This is a genomic window from Frigoribacterium sp. AC394, assembly GCF_979258095.1.
Genome location: NZ_OZ409834.1, coordinates 2,542,631 through 2,563,146, shown reverse-complemented (window position 1 = coordinate 2,563,146; position 20,516 = coordinate 2,542,631). Strand labels below are relative to the sequence as shown.

Genomic DNA, 20,516 nt, shown 5'->3' with positions numbered 1-20,516 from the left:
CGCTGGCCGTCATCCGCTACTCGAGTTCGGCGAGGTCGCTGTAGAGCGACGTGATCTGACCGACCCGCGTCCGCCCCGCCCGCGGATGCTCGGCGAGCACAGCGGAGGCGAGCAGCGCCGCGAGACTCATCGCCGCGGCGTAGCTGTCGAACGGCGACTCGCTGTCGACCGGGCACTCGAGCCGCAGCGCACCGGGGGCGCGGGCCGTCACGTCGCCGATCAGCACCACGGGCACGCCCTGCCGCCCGAGGGCGCTGACGAGCCCCGCGAAACCGGCCGGTCGCCGACGGAACCCGACGAGCACGACGACGTCGCGCTCGCCCAGCCCGGCGAGCTCCTCGCCGACCGACTGCCCGGGCTGCGGTGCGAGGCGCACGTCGTCGCGCGCCTGCACGAGCTGCTGCCGCAGGTGCGAGGCGACCGGGTAGCTGTTGCGGAACCCCGCGACGACCACCCGGCGGGCCCCGGCGATCAGCGTCGCCGCCCGCTCGAGGCGCCCGTCGGCGAGACCGTCGAGCATGCGCTGCAGGTTGCGGTGCTCCGCCGCCGCGTGACGCACGAGATCCGAGGAGGCGCTGGCCGACCCGACCGGGACCCCTCGGCTCCGTGAGGCCCGCGCCTGATCGCGGACCTCCTGCGCGTCGGTGAACCCGAGGCGCCGGAACAGCCGCGACACCGTCGCCTTCGACACCCCGCTCTGCTCCGCGATCTCGGTCGCCGTGTAGACGGCGAGATCGTCGAGGTGATCGAGGATGAAGTCCGCCGCCCGCTGCTCGCTCGGGCTCAGCGCGCCGTAGCCCGAGTCGATGCGGTCGCGGATGCCCTCGGGGGCCGGGACGGGCGCCTGGTCGGGGGCCGAGCCGGTGGCCGGGCCGGGAGCCGGCGACCCGGGGGCGGGGGCGGCGGGGTCGACCCGACCCGCGCCTCCTGCGGGGGCGTCGCTCATGCGGTCGTCTCGGCGACGACGTGCCGCGCGGCGAGTTCGCGGACGGCCGCCTCGAACGCGTCGAGCGCCAGGGCGACGTCGGCCGCGGTGACGGTCTCGTCGGGGTGGTGGCTGATGCCGCCGTTGCCGCAGCGGACGAAGAGCATGGCCCAGTCGGTCAGCGCGTCGATCGCCATGGCGTCGTGCCCCGCCTTCGAGAACAGCGTCATCGGATCGGCGTCACCGGTCGCGACGATGCCGGTGCGCACCGCGTCGGCGAGCGCCGCCGAGGCGACGACGGCCGGTGCCGAGTGGGTCTCGTGGGCGGCGAAGACGAGCCCGCGGTCGGCGCAGGTGCGTGCGGCGGCTGCCTCGATGGCGGCCCAGACCTCGTCGCGCCGGGCGTCGTGCTCGGCCCGGAGGTCGAGGCTGAACTCGACGAGCCCCGGGATCACGTTGACCCCGCCCGGGAACGCCTCGAGACGCCCGACCGTGGCGATGCAGCCGGCGTCGCGGGCGATGCGCTCGACGGCGAGCACGACCTCGCTCGCCCCGGCCAGGGCGTCGTGCCGCCGGTGGAACGGCACACCGCCGGCGTGCCCGGCGACCCCCGTCATGGTCAGCTCGAACCGCCGCGCCCCGGCGATCGACGACACGACGGCGAGCGCCCGATCGGCCTCTTCCAGGTACGGCCCCTGCTCGATGTGGGTCTCGAGATACCCGACGACGGAGCCCCGAGGAGGCGCGGCGTCGCCCACGGCCTCGGGGTCGAGCCCGAACGCGACGAACGCGTCGCGCAGGCTCACGCCCTCCGAGTCGACGAGCTGCCACCACGCGTCGTCCCAGGTGCCGGCGACGGCGCGCGATCCGAGCAGGGCCGTGCCGAAGCGGGTGCCCTCCTCGTCGCCGAACGCGAGCACCTCGACGGCGAAGGGCAGCCGGATGCCGGCGGCGCTCAGACGCTCGACGACCGCGATCGCGAGCAGCACGCCGAGCATGCCGTCGTAGCGCCCCGCGTCGGGCACCGTGTCGAGGTGCGAGCCCAGCAGCAGGGCGGGCGCCCCGGGCTCCCGGCCCTCGTAGCGCCCCCGCTGGTTGCCGGCGGCGTCGAGCCATGTCGTCATGCCCGCCTGCTCCATCCACCGGCCGGCGAGCTCGTTGACCCGCGCGTGCTCGGGGCTGAGGTAGACGCGGGTCAGACCCGTGCTGCTCGACGACACGGCGGCGAGCACGTCGCAGCGCTCGAGCACCGTGCGGGCGTCGGGGGCGATGCCGGAGGCCTCTTCGGGACTCACGCCGCGCCTCCTGCGCCGTCCGTCTCGGTCGCCGCTGCTGCGGTCGTCGCTGCTGCGGTCGTCGCTGCTGCCGTCGCCGCCGCTGCGGTCGCCGCCGCGCGGTCCGCGTCGGTGTAGACGTCGTAGGCCGCGCCCACTCCGCCGCCGGTCGTGATCGGCGCTCCGGCCCGGCGCAGCACGGCCTCGAGCGCGGAGAGAGTGGTCAGCACGGTGTCGCGACGGGCGTTGTAGCCCATGGTGCCGATGCGCCACACCTTGCCGTGCAGCGGACCGAACGAGGTGCCGATCTCGATGCCGAAGTCGGTCAGCATCGCGCCGCGCACCGCGTCGCCGTCGACCCCGTCGGGGATCACCACGGCGACGACGTTGTTCATCTTGTGCGCGAGATCGCCGAACACCTCGAGGCCGAGGCCCTGCACGCCGGCGAGCATGGCCGAGCCGTGCAGCGCGTGCCGGGCGATGGTCTGCTCGAGGCCCTCGTCGACCACGAGCCGGGCGCACTCGCGGGCGCCGTAGAGCATGGTCGTCGCCTCGGTGTGGTGGTTGAGCCGCTGGGGGCCCCAGTAGTCGAAGATCATCGCGAGGTCGAAGTAGTTCGAGGCGATGCGCCGGCTGCTCGTGACATCGCCGACGCCGCGGATGCCCGCCTCGATCGACGTCCGCGACCGGATCGCCTCGACCGCACGCGGCGAGAACGTGGCCGGCGCCGAGCCCGACGGACCGCCCAGGCACTTCTGCAGCCCCGCGGTGACGGCGTCGAGACCGAGCGCGTCGGTGTCGAACGCGTTGCCGGTGATCGACGCCGTGACGTCGGTGTAGAACAGCACGCCGTGCTTCGCGCAGACCTCGCCGAGGCCCTCGAGCGGCTGGGCGACGGTGGTCGACGTGTCGCCGTGCACGACGGCGAGCAGCTTCGGGCGCACCCGCTCGATCGCGGCGGTGATCTGCTCGAGCGTGAACACCTCGCCCCACGGCACCTCGATGGTGTGCACCTCGGCGCCGCAGCGCTCGGCGATCTCGCGGAGGAGGTGCCCGAACCGCCCGAACACCGGCACCAGCACGCGGTCGCCCGGCTCGATCAGCGACACCAGGGCCGCTTCGATGCCGGCGCGCGAGGTGCCGTCGACGAGCACGGTCTGCTCGTTCGCGGTGCGGAACACCTCGCGGTAAAGGGCCTGCGTCTCGTCCATGTAGGCGGTCATCGCCGGGTCGTACTGACCGACGAGCTGCGCCGACATGGCGCGCAGCACTCGCGGATCGGCGTTGATCGGGCCGGGGCCCATCAACAGTCGAGCGGGGGGATCGATCTGCTGGAAGACTCGTTTCACCCGGCCCATCTTACGCAACCCGTGTTTCAGGCGGATGAACTCGCGTTGCTCGGGAGCACGGGCCGCGGCTCGGGAGGCGCGGTGCAGGAGGCGCGGTGCAGGAGGCGCGGTTCAGCCCGGCCACGCCGCCGCGAGCCCGAGCAGCGCGAGGTCCGACCCCCGCGGCCCCACGAAGCAGAGTCCGACCGGCGCCAGGCGTCGAGATGCCTCAAAGGTGGCCTCGGACGCGGTCGACCGCCCCCTTTGCGTCACCTCGATGAGTCCGGCGACGGGCACCTCGAGTCTCGGCGCCGAGACAGCGGGCGCGCCGAGCACCCCGGCCACGCAGGTCAGACCGAGGGTCGCCGACCGCACGGCGTCGACCTCGGCCGCCGACGCACTGAGCGACGGCGCCGCCGACGACGCGCTCGGCAGCAGCAGCACCCGGTCGGCGAGGAGGGACTCGAGACGGCGACGCTCGTCGGCCAGGGCGACCCGCGCCTCCTCGGCACGCTGCGGCGACACCGTCGAGCCGAACGCGAAGCGCGCCGCGACGTCGGGGGCCAGGCACCCTGGGTGCGCGGAGATCCACGCACCGTTCGACCGCCACGCCTCGTACGCCTGCAGCACGCGGAACAGCTCGAACAGCTCGGCGACGTCACCGAGCGCGACGGGTTCGGGGCGGGCGATGCTCCCTGCCGAGACGGCCTCTTCGATCGACCGGGTGAAGGCGGTCCGCACCTCGGGCGTGACGGCCGCGAGCAGCGAGGGGTCGACGACGTACGACGGGTCGACGCCGCGCTGATCGTGGGCGGGCAGCGTCGCCGCAGCCGCCCGCAGCACGGTGTCGGCGTCGCGCGCCAGCCAGCCGACGGTGTCGAAGGTCGGGGCGAGCGGCAGCAGCCCCGTGCGGTCGACGGCTCCGTGCGTCGTGCGGAGGCCCCAGAGCCCCTGGTACGAAGCCGGCACGCGCAACGATCCGCCCGTGTCGGTGCCGAGACCGATGCTCGCCTGGCCGAGGGCGACGGCTGCGGCCGGTCCGCTGGTCGATCCGCCCGAGATCGCACCGGGCACCGCGGGGTTGGGCGGGGTGCCGTACGCGGAGTTGCGGCCGGCGATGCTGTACGCGAACTCGTCGGTCTGGGCGATGCCGGTCACCGACGCCCCCGCCTCGAGCAGGAGCCGCACCGCGGACGCGTGCTCCGTCTCGGGGTCCGCCTCGTCGAGGAACGCGGGCACGCCGGCGCCGATCGCCTGACCGGCGACGGCGAAGAGGTCCTTCACGGCGACGGTCTCGCCGACGAGCGACCCCCCGGGCGCACCGCCCCCCTGACCTGCAGGAGGCGCGGTGCCGGTCACCCCGTCGCCTCGCCGACCCGGCACGAGCGGCTCCCCCACCACGCGCCACACCCGTCGGTCGACGGCGGGCGCCGGCGCCTGGACCTGCGCGGACGCGATGCGCCAGGTGCCGCCGGCAGGGGCCTCTGCGTCGGCACCGCGGCGCCAGAGCTGCGTGACGACCCCGCGCCCGCCGCCCGCCGGCGCGTTGACCGAGACGATCAGAGCGGTGTCGTCGTCGAGCACCCGAACATGCACCTCGACCACCCGACGCACCGGCCCCGAGCCCCGTCGACCACGGAACGCCGTGATCGCCTCGTGCCCGATGAGGAGCCCGCCGGCGTCGGCGCGCAGCACGGTCGCGGTCGGCTCGAACGCGGCCGCGAGCGCCGCCTGGTCGTCGGCGGCGAGCGCACGCTCGTACGCGTCGAAGGCGGCGAGCAGCCCGTCGGGCGGCGACCCCTCGACCGAGGCGAGGGTCGTGACCGAGTCGACCCGCGCCTCCTCGGGGACGCCCTCAACCACGGTCGACCCCGTCGAAGTCGGCGACGCGGATGCGGGCGTGCACACCGGTGACGAGATCGACGACCTGCGAGATGTCGAAGTCGGTGGCGGCGCTGAGATAGGCGTAGGCGAGGGTCTCGTCCATGCCCCACCGGGCACGGAGGAGGGCGATCGCGGCGCGGACGCAGGCCCTGACGGCCTCGTCGAGGTCGGGGTCCATGCCGGTGGGCACGAGGTGGTCGCGGGTCTCGGCGAGCGGGCCGACCAGTTCGCCGAACTCCGCGACGGCGACGTCGTGCGGCACGACGTCGAAGCGGAGGGTGACCCGCAGCGACGCCTCCATCGCGGTCAGCGCCACCTCGCCGTCGCCCTGCGCGAAGTGCGGGTCGCCGACGTAGGCCAGGGCCCCGTCGACCTGCACGGGCAGGTAGAGCGACGCGCCCTCGGTGAGCAGGTTGATGTCGATGTTGCCGCCGTGCGGACCGGGCGGCACCGAGTGCGGACGCTCGCCGCCCGCGACCGCGACGCCCATGATTCCGAGGAACGGCCGCAGCGGGAACCGCACCGCATGCGGGCCGCCCGGCACGACCGGCATCGTGCCGACCAGGCCGTCGGGGCCCGCGTCGACGGCCGCGAAGACGCTGACCGAGTCGTCGCCCAGCGGGTACTCGCCGGCGAGGGCGCCCCGCCCGTGCCGATTCGACACGACGCCGTAGGGCACGCGCGGCGTCGCCGCCACGACGGTCATCTTGAGGAGGTAGCCCGGTCGCGCGCCACGGACCTCGACGGGGCCGGTGACCACGTGCGGACCGTCGACGGAGGCGTCGCGACCCGAGGCGTCGGAGGCGGCGATCTCGACCGCGTCACGCAGCACCGCGTCGGCGGACACCCCGTGCGACGCGAAGAAGGCGAGCGGGTCGCGGCCCTGATCGTCGAGCACGCCCTCGTGGCTCACGGTGTCGATCGTGACCGTCGAGCCCGACTCGATCGAGAGCACCGGAGCGTCGGAGGCGCAGGGCAGTCGACCCCAGAGCGTCGTCTCGGGGGTGGCCGGCAGGTAGGCGTCGCCGGGCAGGTCGCCCTCGCCCGGCTGCAGGACGGGGACGACGGGGGCTGGGGCTGCGGCGGGTGCGGCGGCTGCGGCGGAGTGGGGGTCGGTCATGCGGGGCCTCTCGATCTCGCGCGCCCGGGACGGTCCTCACCGGGGCCCTCCCGACCCTAGTGACCCGACCTCCCCTCCCGAGGGCCGCTCTGAAACAAGCAGTTCACAATCGGCCGATCGTGAAACACGCCGTTCACACGACCGTGTGAGGATCACCGCATGGCGATCATCCTCGGCGACAACCAGTACGGCAAAGCGGAGTCACGGCTCGTGCGCATCGTGCGCGACGCCCCTCGGCACGAGATCCGCGACCTCAACGTGACCACCGCGCTGCGCGGCCCGTTCGAGGCCGCCTACCTCGAGGGCGACCAGTCGGCCGTGCTGCCCACCGACACCCAGAAGAACACGGCGTTCGCGTTCGCCAAGTCGCACGGCGTCCAGTCGATCGAGGGCTTCGGGCTCGATCTCGCCCGGCACTTCGTCCGCGACGTCGGGCCCGTCGAGGGCGCCCGCATCGAGATCGAGGAGTTCGCCTGGCAGCGCGCCGTCGTCGACGGCGTCGAGCACGACCACACCTGGCTGCGCACCGGTCAGGAGGTCCGCACGGCCGCCGTCACCGTCGACGCCACCGGCGAGCACGTGATCGGCGGCTTGAAAGACCTCGTGCTGCTGAAGTCGACCGGGTCGGAGTTCGCGGGGTTCCTCAGCGACGACTTCACCACCCTGCCCGAGACCCACGATCGCGTGATGGCGACGGCGCTCGACGCGAAGTGGCGGTTCACGTCGACCGAGGTCGAGTGGGAGTCCGTCTACGCCGAGGTGAAGAGACTGCTCGTCGCGCACTTCGCGACCCTCCAGTCGCTCGCTCTGCAACAGACGCTCTGGCACATGGGCCGCGCGGTGCTCGAGGCCGTGCCCGAGATCGCCGAGGTGCGCCTCGTCGCACCCAACAGGCACCATTTCGCCTACGATCTCGACCGGTTCGGTCTCGAGAACCAGAACGAGGTGTTCTGGGCGGCCGACCGGCCCTACGGTCTGATCGAAGCCACCCTCATCCGCGACGACGCTCCCCCGGCCGGCGAGGCCTGGCGCGCCTCCGCCGGTCTGGCCTGACGCACCGGTCTCTCGTCCGCACCCCGACACCCGAACCCGACACCCCAGGAGGCGCCATGCCCGGCACCGACGACGCCCAGTGGCTCGCCCGCTCCATTGACCTCGCGGTCGCGAACGTCGCCGACGGCGGTGGCCCGTTCGGTGCGCTGATCGTCCGCGACGGCGTGGTGCTCGCCGAGGGGCAGAACCGGGTCACCCGCGATCTCGACCCGACGGCGCACGCCGAGGTCGTCGCGATCCGAGCCGCCTGCTCGGCGATCGGCGACTTCTCGCTCGCCGGGGCGACGCTCTACACCTCGTGCGAGCCGTGCCCGCTCTGCCTCTCGGCGGCGCTCTGGGCTCGCGTCGACCGCGTCGTCTACGCGGCCGACCGGCACGACGCGGCGCGCGGCGGCTTCGACGACCTCGAGTTCTACGAGCTCTTCGGTCGCGACCGCGCGACGTGGGATCTCCCCGTCGACGCCGTCCGACCCGAGAACGCCCCGGCCCCCTTCGACGCCTGGCTGGCCCATGACCACCGGACGGACTACTAGGCCGGTGCCGGCGGCGGAGCGCAGGAGGGGCGGGTCAGCTGCCCCGGTACGTCGAGTACGCGAAGGGGCTGAGCAGCAGGGGCACGTGGTAGTGCGCGGCCTCGTCGGCGAGGTCGAAGTCGATCGTCACCCGCGGGTAGAACGACTGACGCTCGGAGGCCGCGAAGTAGGCGGCCGTGTCGAAGGTCAACCGGTAGGCGCCGGCCGCGAGGGCGTCGGGCCCGAGGTCGCCGACCCGGCCGTCGGCGTCGGTCACGGCCGAGGCGAGCACCGCGCCCGTCTCGTCGGCGAGCGCGACGGGCACCCCGGCCGCCGGGCGACCCAGCGCCGCATCGAGAACGTGCGTCGTGACGTGGCTCATGCGCGGAGCGTGCCGGCGTCGGCCGCGGGGTCGGTCGCGCGCGGCGACGCCGTCTCCGCCGAGCGCCCCGACTCGGCGCTGGTCTCGCCGAAGGTCTGCCGCAGTCGCAGCACCGCGATCTCGACCAGCTGGGCGCCCGCCTCGCGCTTCTCGGTCTCGTCGTCGAGCTTGAGCCGCCGTTCGAGCTCGTCGATGATCTCCTGCCTGCTGCGCCCCGCGGCCCTGATGACGAAGACGCGATCGAAGCGCGCCTCGTACGTCGCGTTGCCCTCGGCGAGCGCCTTCACCTCGGCGGGGTCGTCGGTCAGCTGCGACGCCTGCTGCTCGCGGCGACTGAACTCCTGTGCGGAGCCCTCTCCGACCGGCGCCTCGCCGATGCGGGGGTGGTGGGCGAGGGCCTCGTCGATCTCGTCGCCCGTCAGCTCGGCCCCGGCGCGCTCGGCGACGGCCACCAGTTCGGAGACGTCGGAGTACGGGGCACCGGACGCCACCTCGTCGACCCAGCGCTGCACGGACAGCGCGGTCGTGAGGTGGTCGCGCAGCTGGCTCTCGGAGACGTCGATCATGGACGACACTGTATCCACGACTGGCTGCACGCCGACGACCACAGGCGGGAGCATCGCATGGACCTCGTGACGGTGACGGACGTCCGCACGCCCTCCTCCCGTGCGGAGCTGTCCTTCGCCCCGGGCGAGCGGCCGATGGGCGGCGGCACCTGGCTCTACTCCGAGGCGCAGCCGGGGCTCACCGGTCTCGTCGACCTCACCTCGCTCGGATGGTCGCCTCTCGACGAGACGCCCGACGGGGTGACCGTGGGCGCCACCTGCACCATCGCCGAGCTGACCCGGCTGCGGGCCCGGCCCGAGTGGGCCGCGGCGCCGCTGATCCGTCAGTGCGCCGAGAGCCTGCTCGCCTCGTTCAAGATCTGGAACGTCGCGACCGTGGGCGGCAACGTCGCGCTCGGCCTCCCGGCCGGCGCCATGACGTCGCTGATGTCGACCCTCGATGCGACCGCCGTCGTCTGGACGACCGACGGCGGCGAGCGCCGCACCCCGGTGGCCGAGTTCGTCACCGGCGTGCGCGAGTCGGCGCTGGCCCCGGGCGAGGTGCTGCGGGCGCTCGAGATCCCGACGGCGTCGCTCGAGTCGCAGACGGCGTTCCGACGCATCGCGCTGAGCCCGCTCGGTCGCTCGGGCACCCTGGTCACCGGGCGCCTGGCCGAGGCGGGCGAGTTCGTCGTCACCGTGACGGCCGGCACGATCAGGCCCGTGCAGCTCCGTTTCGACGAGGTGCCGAGCGAGAGGGCTCTGTCGGCCGCGCTCGACGGGGTCGACGAGTGGTACGACGACCCTCACGGGGCACCCGACTGGCGGCGGGCCACGAGCACGGGCTTCGCCGAGGAGATCCGACGAGAACTGGGGGGCTCCTGGTGAGCAGAGACGACGAGGGCACCCGGGGCCGGCACGGCTCGACAGGGGTGCAGGGCATCACGAACAACGGCCGCCGGGTCGTCTTCGAGGTCGACGGCGACACGCTCGACGCCCCCGTGGCGCCCGGGCAGGTGCTGCGGACGGTGCTGCGCGACGCCGGCGTCCATTCGGTGAAGAAGGGCTGCGACGCGGGCGACTGCGGCGCCTGCTCGGTGCTGGTCGACGGCGACCCCGTGCACTCGTGCGTGTATCCGGCCCACCGGCTGGACGGCCGGGCGGTCACGACCGCGGCCGGGCTCGGCACCCCCGACGCCCCGCACCCGATGCAGCAGGCGTTCGTCGACGCGGCCGGGTTCCAGTGCGGCTTCTGCACGGCGGGCATGGTCGTGACGGCCTCGACGTTCACGGAGGCCGATCGGGATGATCTCCCGCGCCTCCTGAAGGGCAACATCTGCCGGTGCACGGGGTACCGGTCGATCCGCGACGCGATCTGCGGGGTCGGCAACACGGTCGCCCCGGCGGTCGGCGAGGCGGCGGGCCGCTCGGTCAAGGCGCCCGCCGGGCTGCGCATCGTGACGGGCCGCGAGGAGTTCACCCTCGACTCCCCCGCCCCCACGGCCCTGCTGCACATCGCCGTGCTCGGCAGCCCGCACCCGCACGCCCGCATCGTCGCGATCGACGCCACCGCGGCGCTGGCCCTGCCGGGGGTGCACGCCGTGCTGACGCATCACGACTCACCGGCCACCCTGTTCTCGACCGGTCGCCACGAAGACCGGGAAGACGACCCCGACGACGGCCTCGTGCTCGACCCCGTGCTGAGGTTCCGCGGTCAGCGGGTCGCCGCGGTCGTCGCCGAGTCGCGCCGGCAGGCCGAGCTCGCCCGCGACGCGATCGTCGTCGAGTACGAGCAGCTGCCCGCGGTCTTCGACCCGGAGGAGGCGCGGCTCCCCGGGGCCCCGCTGCTGCACGGCGAGAAGACCAGCGAGGTCTCGCGCATCGCGTTCCCCGAGCGCAACACCGTCGCGGCCATGCACGGCGAGACCGGCGACGTCGAGGCGGCGCTGGCCGCGGCCGACGCGACCGTCGAGGGCACCTGGACGACGCAGCGGGTCAGCCACGGCTCGCTCGAGACGCACGCCACCCGCGGCTGGCTCGACGACGACGGGCGCCTCGTGCTCCGCACCTCGAGTCAGGTGCCGTTCCTGGTGCGCGACGAGATCGCCCACGTGTTCGGTCTGCCCGAAGACCGGGTGAGGGTCTTCACGAAGCGCGTCGGCGGCGGCTTCGGCGGCAAGCAGGAGCTGCTGACCGAAGACCTCGTCACGCTCGCCGTGCTGACCACCGGCCACCCCGTGCAGTACGAGTTCACCCGCGACGACGAGTTCACGATCGCGCCGACCCGGCACCCGATGCGGGTGCGCGTGCGACTCGGCGCGACGGCCGACGGCACGCTCACCGCGCTGCACGTCGACCAGCTGATGGACACCGGCGCCTACGGCAACCACGGCGTCGGCGTCATGTACCACTCGGTGCACGAGTCGGTCGCGGTCTACCGCTGCGCCTCGAAGCGGGTCGACGCCGAGTCGGTGTACACGAACAACCTGCCCTCGGGCGCGTTCCGCGGGTACGGCCTCGGGCAGGTGATCTTCGCCATCGAGTCCGCGATGGACGAGCTCGCGATCAGGCTCGGCATCGACCCGTTCGAGCTGCGACGGAAGAACGTCGTCGTGCCGGGCGACGCGATGGTCGTCACCGACCCCGACGAGGAGACCGATCTGATCTGGGGCAGCTACGGTCTCGACCAGTGCCTCGATCTCGTCGAGGAGGCGCTGGCCGGCCCCGACGCGCAGCCCGCCCCCGAGGGCCCCACCTGGGCGACCGGCACCGGCATGGCCCTCGCGATGATCGCCACCATGCCGCCCCGAGGGCACTTCGCCGACACCACCGTCGAGCTGCGACCCGACGGCGGCTACGACATCGGCGTCGGCACGGCCGAGTTCGGCAACGGCACGACGACGGTGCACGCCCAGCTGGTCGCGACGGCCCTCGGCACGACACCCGACCGGGTCTCGATCCGCCAGTCGGACACCGACGTCGCCCGCTACGACTCGGGGGCCTTCGGGTCGGCCGGCGTCGTCGTCGCGGGCAAGGCCCTCTGGGCCGCGACGCACAAGCTGCGCGCCGCCATGATCGACCGCGCGCTGACCCTCGCCGGAGGCGCGGCGGACGTCGTCGACGGCGGCACCGCCCCCGAGGTGGTGCCCGGCGGGGTCGTGGTGACCCGCGCCTCCTCGGCGGGGTCGGCTGGGTCTGCGGCGACCCGTCTCGTGACGGTCGACGAGCTGCTGGCCGGCGGTCCGCTCGTGGCCGACGGCAGTCACGACGGCACGCCCCGGTCGGTGGCGTTCAACGTGCACGCGTTCAAGGTGGCCGTCGACCGCTCGACCGGCGAGGTGCGGATGCTGCGCTCGATCCAGGCGGCCGACGCCGGCACGGTGCTGAACCCCGAACAGCTGCGCGGGCAGATCGAGGGCGGCACGGCTCAGGCGATCGGCACGGCCCTCTACGAGGAGATGATGCTCGACGGCGAGGGGCGGGTTCTGACGACGGCGCTGCGCAACTACCGGCTGCCGAAGTTCTCGGACGTCCCCGAGACCGAGGTGCACTTCGCGACCACCCACGACGAGCTCGGCCCGCTCGGCGCGAAGAGCATGAGCGAGGCGCCGTACAACCCCGTCGCCCCGGCGCTCGCGAACGCGATCCGCGACGCGCTCGGGGTGCGGCCGCACGAGCTGCCCATGTCGCGCGACCGCCTCTGGCGCCTGGCCCGCTGACGACGGCACGAGCCCGGGCCCGGTGACGACCGCACCCGGCCCGGGCCCTGGGCTCGAGCCTGGGCGCCGGGTCGGGGTCCGGGTCGGGGTCGGGGTCGACGGGCCGGGCCCGAGGAGGCGTGGGTCGGCCTCAGCCGATCGGTGCGGGCATCGGGACGACGCGGTACGCCGCTTCGAGGGTGTCGCCCGTGGTCGGGTCGTGCATCTCGACCGACCACGAGTCGGCGAACTGGTCGACGCCCGGCAGCATCGCCACGGTGCCCGAGATGAGCACGGTGCCGGGGGTCGCGAGGTCGCGCTCGGCGAGCACGTCCAGCCAATAGTCGGGGGTCAGCAGGGCGCCGAGCGTGGAGTCCTGGATGAGCTCGCGCGAATCACCCGATCCGACATAGCCGCGCAGCGTGATCTCGTCGAGGTGGTCGCGCACGTCGTCCAGCCGCCAGGCCCGGGTGCCGAGCACGTCGGGGCTCGCGTTCTTGCTCCACGCGACGCCGTGCACCTCGAGCGCACGGTCGGTGTGGTCGCAGGCGACGGTGAGCAGCACGCCCGAGTCGGTGATGACCAGGGCCCACTCGGCCTCGCCGCTGGTGCGCCCGTGCTGCACGTCGACCTCGGTCGCCTGCGACGCCAGATAGGGGGAGACGGGGTAGAGCGCCGGGGTGGTCGTCGGGCCGGGAACGCCCAGCTCGGCCAGCTCGGCGATGTGCGCCTGCACCTCGCCTTGCTCACGACCGGCGTAGCCGGCGTTCAGGAGGCGCGTGACCTCGACGGTCTCGGTCGAGCCGTCGGGCAGGGTGAAGCGGAGCGTGCTCATGGTGGTCTCCTCGAGGGTGGTCGCGTGTTTCGGCCGGGTAAAAAGTGCGCCGTTCCAGCCCGCGACACTGTCGCCGGGGGCCGTCGTACACCTACTGTATACACACGGTATCGCCGTGGCACCACCCCTCCGACCGATCCCCACCGAACTCGACAGGACAGCCCATGACCACCGATCCCCAGGCCCCCGGTCCGACCTCAGGGCCCGAATCCACGCCCGGAACCGCAGCCGACGCCGCAGTCGACACGGCGCCGGTCAGCCGCCGTTCGCTCGCGAAGGCGTTCACCGCCTCGCTGACCGGCACCTCCCTCGAGTGGTACGACTTCGCCGTCTACTCCGCCGCGTCGGCCGTCGTCTTCCCCGTCGTGTTCTTCCCGGCGAGCGACCCCTACACGGCGACCATCCTCGCGTTCTCGACCTACGCCGTCGGCTACGTCTCCCGACCGGTCGGCGGGTTCGTGTTCGGTCGGCTCGGCGACAAGATCGGCCGGAAGCCCGTGCTCGTCACGACCCTGCTGATCATCGGCCTCGCGACGTTCCTGATCGGCCTGCTGCCGAGCTACGCGACGATCGGGCTCGCGGCGCCCATCCTGCTCGTCCTGCTGCGCTTCGCCCAGGGCGTCGGCGTGGGCGGCGAATGGGGCGGTGCGGTGCTGCTGTCGAGCGAGTTCGGGGATCCGAGGAGGCGCGGCTTCTGGTCGTCCGCCGCCCAGGTCGGTCCCCCGGCCGGCAACCTCCTCGCCAACGGCGCGCTCGCGGTGCTCACGGCCGTGCTCACCGAGGAGGCGTTCCTCGACTGGGGCTGGCGCGTCGCGTTCCTGGCGTCGGCGGTGCTCGTCGGCTTCGGTCTCTGGATCCGCCTCAAGCTGGAGGACACCCCGGTCTTCCAGGCTCTGGAGGCGCGGGGCGACGCCCCTTCCGCTCCCGTCCGCGAGGTGTTCACCACGCAGCTGCGCCCCCTGATCGCCGCCATCCTCAGCCGCATCGGACCCGACGTCACCTACGCCCTCTTCACCGTCTTCACCTTGACCTACGGCACGGTCACCCTCGGTCTCGAGCGCAGCCAGGTGCTCGTCGCCGTGCTGATCGGCTCGGCGTTCCAGCTCGCCTGCATCCCCCTCGCCGGCGCGCTCTCCGATCGCATCAACCGTCGACTGCTCTACGCTGTCGCCGCCGTGGGCGCGGCGATCTGGGCCTACGTCTTCTTCGCCATCACCGACGGGTCGTCGACGGTCGTGCTGACCATCGGCATCGTGCTGGCCCTCGTCTTCCACTCGTTCATGTACGGACCGCAGGCGGCCTTCATCGTCGAGCAGTTCTCACCCCGACTGCGCTCGACGGGCAGCTCGCTGGCGTACACGATCGCCGGCGTCTTCGGCGGTGCGATCGCTCCGCTGATGTTCACCATCATCTTCGAGGAGACGGGCAGCGGGCTCGGTGTGGCGATCTACCTCACCGTGGCGGTCGCACTGACCCTCGTGGGGCTGGCGCTCGGTCGCGACTCGAACGTGCAGGAGGACGCCGACTACCTGGTCAACGCCCCGGCGACGGACGGGGTCGACGCGACCCGCGCCTCCTCGGGGACGTCGCCGTCGAGCGACTGACGCTCGTCGACGCGGGCGACGCCGTGCCGTCAGCTGCGGAGGAGCAGGTCGAGCGTCACCCCGAGGTGACGGTCGATCGCGTCTCGCGCGGCCTCGGCGTCGCCCGACTCGAGCGCGGCCACGATCTCGTCGTGCTCGGCGCACACCCGCTCCTGCCGGTCGGTCCGGCGGAAGAGGGCCTCGACGCCGACCATGACCTGCCGGGCGCGGAGCTTCTCGTAGCTGCGCGACATGAGGTCGTTGCCGGCGGCGTCGACGAGCAGCTGGTGGAACTCGCGATCGTGCTCGATGAACCGCTGACCGCTCTCGCGGGGGTCGACGTCCTTCAGCTCGTGCTGCCGCGCCAGGACGGCGCGCATCGCTGCGAGGGGCACGCGCCCGGCGGCGAGGGTCGTGGTGGCGGCGTGACGCTCGAGCACGCCCCGCAGCTCCATCAGCTCGGCGATCTCGCGGCCGCTGATCACGGGGACCCGCACGCCCCGCTTGGGGATCATCTGCACCAGCCCGTCGGAGGCGAGCAGCAGCAGCGCCTCACGGACCGGGGTGCGCGAGACGCCCACCCGCTCGGCGATGTCCTGCTCGCTGAGGAACGCCCCCTGCATGGCGGGGTCGACGAGCACCTGCGAGTAGAGGTACTCGTAGGCCCGGTCGCGACCCGAGGCCGAGGGGACGGGCGATTCCGGGCTCATCTGCATACCATACGTATACACCACCGATCGGAGAAACCATGCGCATCGCGCTCGCCCAGATCATCAGCTCGGCCGACCCCCGGGCGAACCTCGCCGAGATCACGAGGACGACGGAGGCGGCGGTCGCCCAGGGCGCCGAGCTGGTCGTGTTCCCCGAGGCCGCCATGTGCGCCTTCGGCAACGACCTCGGTGCGATCGCCGAGCCGCTCGACGGACCGTGGGCCACGGCGGTGCGAGCGCTGGCCCGCCGCCTCGGCACCACGATCGTCGCGGGTGCCTTCACGCCGGGGTCGGGCGGGCGGGTGCGCAACACCCTGATCGTCGCCGGCCCGACCGCCGACACCGACGACTCGTACGACAAGATGCACCTCTTCGACGCCTTCGGCTACGCCGAGTCGGACTCGGTCGAGGGCGGCGAGCGCGCGGTCACCGTGACGGTCGGCGAGACCCTGATCGGCCTGGCCACCTGCTACGACATCCGCTTCCCGTCGCTGTTCCTGGCGAACGCGGCGGCGGGCGCGCGGCTGAGCGTCGTCTGCGCGTCGTGGGGCGCGGGGCCGGGCAAGGTCGAGCAGTGGCAGCTGCTCGCACGCGCCCGGGCGGTCGACACGACGACTGTGGTGGTCGCCGTGGGGCAGGGCGACCCCGCGTCGCAGGGCGTCGAGACGGCGGGGTCGGCACCGACCGGCGTCGGGCACAGCATGGTGGTGTCGCCGTTCGGGGTGGTGCTGCACGAGCTGGGGGCCGAGCCCGAGCTGGTCGTCGTCGACGTCGACCTCGCGTCCGTCGATGCCGCGCGCGGGTCGCTGCCGGTGCTGGCGAACCAGCGGTTCGCGGTGGGTGCGTTGCGCGACTGAGGGGCGCCGCGCCTCCTCGGCGGGCTGCTCGATGAGTCGCGACACGCCGCGCTCCCTTTGAGGCTCGTGGCGTGTCGTGACTCATGGACTGGGCGGCAGAGGCGGAGCGCGTCTGCATCGCGCCCGGCTCCGGTGCCGGCGTGCGGCGACGGTCGACCGCCGCTCCGCGCCTCCGGCGTGCCGAACCCGACTGCGGAGCGTGCCGTGAACGTGCCGAACCCGACAGATCGGCCCCGAAACACCTGAAACGCCAGGAGATGCTGCCCGCCAGGGTCCGACCGGTCGCGATTTGCACATCGGTGGCGGGGCGGGCGAGGCGAGGCAGGGCGGGCGAGGCGAGGCGGGCGAGGTGGGCGGCTGGCGGGGCGGTGCGGGGCGGGCGAGGCGAGGCGGGCGAGGCGGGGCGGCTGGCGGGGCGGTGCGGGGCGGGCCGGCGTCAGAGGCGGAGCGCCTCGTGCGGCTCGATGCGGCTCGCCCGCCAGGCGGCCACGAGCCCGCCCGCTGCCCCGACGACGACACCGCCGATCAGCGCCGCGGGGGCGAGTCTCAGATCGAACACGGGGATCCACTGCCGCGCGACGGTCATGACGAGCACGGCTCCGAGCCCCAGGGCGAGACCGAGCAGCCCGCCGAGGGCGCCGATCACGACCGACTCGGCGAGGACGAGCCCGGCGATGTGACTCGGGCGGGCGCCGAGCGCCCGGCGCAGACCGAACTCCTTGCGGCGCTCGAGCACGGCGAGCACCATCGAGTTGCCGAGACCCGCCACGGCGGCGAGCAGAGCCACCCCGGTGAAGGCGAGCAGGGTCGACTCGACGTCCGATTCGATCTCGGCGCGGAGCGTGGTCGGGTCGATCGGCGCATCGACCCGGAACGTCTCGGCGGCGACGGGGTCGATGGCGAGCGGCGCCTGTCGGGCGACCTGCTGAGCCGCGCCCGCACCGGTCCGGATCAGCACGGATGTCTGAGAGGGGGTCTCGACTCCTGGCAGGGAGTGCGCACCGGTCGTCACGGCTCCGACGAGGCTCGGCACGCGCGGCGACTCGTCGACGATGCCGACGACGGCGACCTCGGCATCGCCCAGGGTGATGACGGGCGCCGCGGCGAGCGGACCGAGGGGCAGCTGGGCGGCGAGACCACGGCCGATCAGCACCTCCCGGTCGCCGAGCGTCGGGCCGTGGCGGGCGAGCCACTCGACGTCGACGCGGGCGGCCGCGAGGAGGTCCCCCTCGATGCTCACGACCGGCGCCTGCAGGGCGTCGCGCACGGCGGTCGCCCGGACGACGGCCGACCCGCGCTCGTGCAGAGCACCGACCGACTCCACACCGCTGAGCTCCGCGACCCGGGCGAGCCTGCCGGCCACATCGGCCGCGGCCTCGGGACTCCCGAACGGGGCGACGACCGCGCCTTCGCCGATCGCCCCCGGAGCCTCCCCCTCGTCCGTCGGATCGACCGGGGAGTCCCACGAGACGCCGACATCGCGGTTCGTGTGCAGATCGAAGGTGTCGCCGACCTGGGCGCCGGCCGACACCGAGAGCCCGAGGCTGGCGACGGCGAGCGCCACCGCCACGGCGACGGCGGCCACGAGCCCCGCGGTCTTGCCGAGCCGCGACGTGACGGAGCGCACGGCGTCGGCCGCGAGGTCTCTGAACCGCAGGCGTGACGGGCGGCCCGGTCTCTCGGGTCGGCGACCCGCGCCTCCTTCGCCTGTGGATCGGGGAGCCGAGGAGGCGCGGGTCGGCTCCGTGACGACCGTCGCGTCGGCAGGGCCTCCCGTCCCGAGCGCGGAGGCCACGGCGACCTCGTTCGTCGCGACCGACTCGATGCGCCCGTCGCGGAGGTGCGCCACCCGGTCGGCCGCGCGGGCGACGGTCGGGTCGTGCGTGACCAGCACGACCGTGGTGCCCTCGTCGCGGAGGGCGAGAAGGGTCTCGACGACCGAAGCGCCGTTCTCGGAGTCGAGGTTGCCGGTGGGTTCGTCGGCGACGACGACGGGTGTGCCGGCGGCGAGGGCCCGAGCGATGGCCACGCGCTGCCGCTGCCCGCCGGAGAGCTTGGCGGCGAGCTGGTCGCCGAGCCCGTCGAGGCCCACCTGCTCGAGGGCTCGATCGGCGAGGATGCGGCGCCGGTCGGCAGGCACCGCGCGATACAGGAGGCCCAGTTCGACGCTGTCGCGGACCGGGCGGTGGTCGAGCAGATGGAAGCCCTGGAACACGAATCCGAAGGTCTCGGACCGCGTCTCGGCGAGCCGACGCGAGGTGGATCCGCCGATGTCGTCACCGGCGATCGTGTACGTGCCCGTGGTGGGGTGGTCGAGCAGTCCGATGGTGTTGAGCAGTGTGGACTTGCCGCCGCCGGAGGGGCCCATGATGGCGAAGAACTCCCCCGCCTCGATGTCGAGGGTGATGCCGTCGAGGGCGGTGACCTCGACGGCGCCCGAGAACGTGCGTCCCACCCCGCGGAGCTGCAGCAGCGCCATCAGTCGACCCGCACCCGGTCGCCCTCGCGGAGGTCGTCGGGGTCGGTCGGCTCGACGGCGCTCTCACCGTCGAGCTGGCCGGTCTCGACGACGGGGATGCGACGGAACGTCCCGTCGTCCTGTTCGACGAGGAGGTGCGCCTCACCTGATCCGCCGCCGGCGACCGCGACCGTGGGGACGATGAGACTCCCGGTCTGCACGGTCTCGATGTCGAGGGCGACGAGGCCCTCGGCCCCGAGCAGGTCGGGCACGAGCTCGCCGTTCGCCGCGTCGAGGATCACGCGGGACTCGGCGTCGTCGTCGCCCCCGGGCACCACGGTCTCGAGTGTGATCGGCGTGGTCGCGCCGTCGGGCGCGGTGAAGGTGCCGGTGGAGCCCTCGATCAGGGTCTCGGCGATGAGCACGGGAACATCGGCGGCGATGCGCAGGCGACCGGACTCCAGGCGGATCTCGACCTCCGACCCGGCGGCGGTTCCGACCGCGGGCGTCTCGGCCGCGACGGCCGGGAGGGTCGGCACGACGACGAACTCGGCCGGCGAGGCGACCACTCGCCGCGTGACGGGGCGCTCGGAGGTCGAGTCGGTGTCGCTCGCGTCAGCCACGGAGGGGGTGGAGGGGGCGGGGCCGGCGCTCGAGGCGGGGCCGGCGCTCGAGGAGGGTGCGGGCGCAGGGGTGCCTGCCGGTGCGGGCTGAGCGCCTGTCGCGTCGACGGCCGCGCCCGTGCCGGGGGTGGCGTCCGTGCCGGGGACGCCCCGGGCCTCCTCGATGTCGACCACGGTAGGAGGCGCGTGTCCGGTTCGCGAGTAGAGCGCCTCCAGCGATCGTTCGGTACCGGCGCCGAACACACCGTCGACGGTCGTGGGGATGCCGGCGTCGCGCAGGGCCGCCTGCAGTTGTCGCACGTCGGGGCCCGTGTGGTCTCGACGGAGTTCGCGGTAGAAGGGGAAGCCGCCGGTGACGGCGAACACCGGGCGACCGTTGACCTCGGTGACGACCTGGCCCGCGGTGACGGGGGCGCCCGACGACGTGGGCTTCCCGGTCACGTAGGCCGGCTCGGCGGCGGGGGAGGGCAGCGCGACGGACATGAGGCCGGTGCGACCCACCGTCGCCTGGAAGGTGATACGGCGTGTGAGGTCGCCGACTCGGACCTCGCTCGTCACCGGGAGCGGTGACGGGGCGGTCGCGGCCGCCTCGCGCTGGGCGGGCGACTCGAACGCGTGGGCCAGCCCCCAGCCGCCGGCGAGGAGCGCGACGATCGCCACGCTCCCGCCGACGGCGAGGGCCTTACGGGAACGGATGAAGGTCATCCTTCACCTCTCATCACGAGGGGG

Annotated in this window: 17 protein-coding genes; 6 read left to right on the top strand and 11 right to left on the bottom strand. The window is 73.6% G+C overall.

What is annotated here, in order from left to right:
• Positions 1 to 16: 16 nt before the first annotated feature.
• The 5 genes from ACZZY9_RS11940 to ACZZY9_RS11920 form a co-directional block, all read right to left on the bottom strand.
• Positions 17 to 946, bottom strand: a complete 930-nt coding sequence (locus ACZZY9_RS11940; RefSeq protein ID WP_463464226.1) for a MurR/RpiR family transcriptional regulator — start codon at positions 944 to 946, stop codon at positions 17 to 19.
• Positions 943 to 2,220: an allantoate amidohydrolase gene (locus ACZZY9_RS11935; RefSeq protein ID WP_463464225.1), complete on the bottom strand. Its 1,278-nt coding sequence runs from the start codon at positions 2,218 to 2,220 to the stop codon at positions 943 to 945. Before ACZZY9_RS11935 ends, ACZZY9_RS11940 begins: the two co-directional genes overlap by 4 nt.
• Positions 2,217 to 3,548 carry a pyridoxal-phosphate-dependent aminotransferase family protein gene (locus ACZZY9_RS11930; protein WP_463464224.1) on the bottom strand — a complete coding sequence of 444 codons (1,332 nt, stop codon included), beginning with the start codon at positions 3,546 to 3,548 and terminating at the stop codon, positions 2,217 to 2,219. The genes ACZZY9_RS11935 and ACZZY9_RS11930 overlap by 4 nt, the downstream gene beginning before the upstream one ends.
• 111 nt (positions 3,549 to 3,659) lie before the next feature.
• Entirely contained in the window at positions 3,660 to 5,390 is a 1,731-nt protein-coding gene (locus tag ACZZY9_RS11925; RefSeq protein WP_463464223.1) for an AtzH-like domain-containing protein, read from the bottom strand.
• Positions 5,383 to 6,531 (bottom strand): acetamidase/formamidase family protein, encoded by a 1,149-nt coding sequence (locus ACZZY9_RS11920; RefSeq protein WP_463464222.1) that lies wholly within the window; start codon positions 6,529 to 6,531, stop codon positions 5,383 to 5,385. The genes ACZZY9_RS11925 and ACZZY9_RS11920 overlap by 8 nt, the downstream gene beginning before the upstream one ends.
• Before the next feature lie 159 nt (positions 6,532 to 6,690).
• Here ACZZY9_RS11920 and pucL point away from each other — a divergent pair, with 159 nt between their 5' ends.
• Both pucL and ACZZY9_RS11910 read left to right on the top strand, forming a co-directional pair.
• Complete coding sequence (gene pucL, locus ACZZY9_RS11915; protein ID WP_463464221.1) at positions 6,691 to 7,584, top strand: factor-independent urate hydroxylase; 894 nt, start codon at positions 6,691 to 6,693, stop codon at positions 7,582 to 7,584.
• A gap of 56 nt (positions 7,585 to 7,640) precedes the next feature.
• Positions 7,641 to 8,117, top strand: a complete 477-nt coding sequence (locus ACZZY9_RS11910) for a nucleoside deaminase (protein WP_320478248.1) — start codon at positions 7,641 to 7,643, stop codon at positions 8,115 to 8,117.
• Between the two features lie 34 nt (positions 8,118 to 8,151).
• Here the strand turns inward: ACZZY9_RS11910 and uraH are convergent, their stop codons facing one another.
• Together uraH and ACZZY9_RS11900 are read right to left on the bottom strand one after the other, a co-directional pair.
• Complete coding sequence (gene uraH, locus ACZZY9_RS11905; RefSeq protein ID WP_192061451.1) at positions 8,152 to 8,478, bottom strand: hydroxyisourate hydrolase; 327 nt, start codon at positions 8,476 to 8,478, stop codon at positions 8,152 to 8,154.
• Positions 8,475 to 9,044, bottom strand: a complete 570-nt coding sequence (locus tag ACZZY9_RS11900) for a 2-oxo-4-hydroxy-4-carboxy-5-ureidoimidazoline decarboxylase (RefSeq protein WP_243215443.1) — start codon at positions 9,042 to 9,044, stop codon at positions 8,475 to 8,477. Before ACZZY9_RS11900 ends, uraH begins: the two co-directional genes overlap by 4 nt.
• 57 nt (positions 9,045 to 9,101) lie before the next feature.
• Here ACZZY9_RS11900 and ACZZY9_RS11895 point away from each other — a divergent pair, with 57 nt between their 5' ends.
• Positions 9,102 to 9,911, top strand: coding sequence for an FAD binding domain-containing protein (locus ACZZY9_RS11895; protein ID WP_192061453.1), 810 nt, complete (start codon positions 9,102 to 9,104; stop codon positions 9,909 to 9,911).
• A 53-nt stretch (positions 9,912 to 9,964) separates the two neighbouring features.
• Positions 9,965 to 12,742 (top strand): molybdopterin-dependent oxidoreductase, encoded by a 2,778-nt coding sequence (locus ACZZY9_RS11890; RefSeq protein ID WP_463464675.1) that lies wholly within the window; start codon positions 9,965 to 9,967, stop codon positions 12,740 to 12,742.
• Positions 12,743 to 12,872: 130 nt separating this feature from the next.
• On the opposite strand, the gene ACZZY9_RS11885 is transcribed toward ACZZY9_RS11890, so the two are convergent.
• The gene (locus ACZZY9_RS11885; RefSeq protein WP_463464220.1) at positions 12,873 to 13,556 is read right to left on the bottom strand and encodes a DUF2848 domain-containing protein; all 684 of its coding nucleotides are present in this window, start codon (positions 13,554 to 13,556) and stop codon (positions 12,873 to 12,875) included.
• 164 nt (positions 13,557 to 13,720) lie between these two features.
• Here ACZZY9_RS11885 and ACZZY9_RS11880 point away from each other — a divergent pair, with 164 nt between their 5' ends.
• On the top strand, positions 13,721 to 15,160 hold the full coding sequence (locus tag ACZZY9_RS11880) for an MFS transporter (RefSeq protein ID WP_463464219.1): 1,440 nt from the start codon (positions 13,721 to 13,723) through the stop codon (positions 15,158 to 15,160).
• Positions 15,161 to 15,189: 29 nt separating this feature from the next.
• Here ACZZY9_RS11880 and ACZZY9_RS11875 read toward each other — a convergent pair whose 3' ends face one another.
• On the bottom strand, positions 15,190 to 15,849 hold the full coding sequence (locus ACZZY9_RS11875; RefSeq protein WP_463464218.1) for a GntR family transcriptional regulator: 660 nt from the start codon (positions 15,847 to 15,849) through the stop codon (positions 15,190 to 15,192).
• A 38-nt stretch (positions 15,850 to 15,887) separates the two neighbouring features.
• Here ACZZY9_RS11875 and ACZZY9_RS11870 point away from each other — a divergent pair, with 38 nt between their 5' ends.
• Complete coding sequence (locus ACZZY9_RS11870; RefSeq protein ID WP_463464217.1) at positions 15,888 to 16,706, top strand: carbon-nitrogen hydrolase family protein; 819 nt, start codon at positions 15,888 to 15,890, stop codon at positions 16,704 to 16,706.
• A gap of 436 nt (positions 16,707 to 17,142) precedes the next feature.
• Here the strand turns inward: ACZZY9_RS11870 and ACZZY9_RS11865 are convergent, their stop codons facing one another.
• Both ACZZY9_RS11865 and ACZZY9_RS11860 read right to left on the bottom strand, forming a co-directional pair.
• The gene (locus ACZZY9_RS11865; RefSeq protein WP_463464216.1) at positions 17,143 to 19,185 is read right to left on the bottom strand and encodes an ABC transporter ATP-binding protein/permease; all 2,043 of its coding nucleotides are present in this window, start codon (positions 19,183 to 19,185) and stop codon (positions 17,143 to 17,145) included.
• Positions 19,185 to 20,492, bottom strand: a complete 1,308-nt coding sequence (locus ACZZY9_RS11860; protein WP_463464215.1) for a hypothetical protein — start codon at positions 20,490 to 20,492, stop codon at positions 19,185 to 19,187. The genes ACZZY9_RS11865 and ACZZY9_RS11860 overlap by 1 nt, the downstream gene beginning before the upstream one ends.
• Between the last annotated feature and the right edge of the window lie 24 nt (positions 20,493 to 20,516).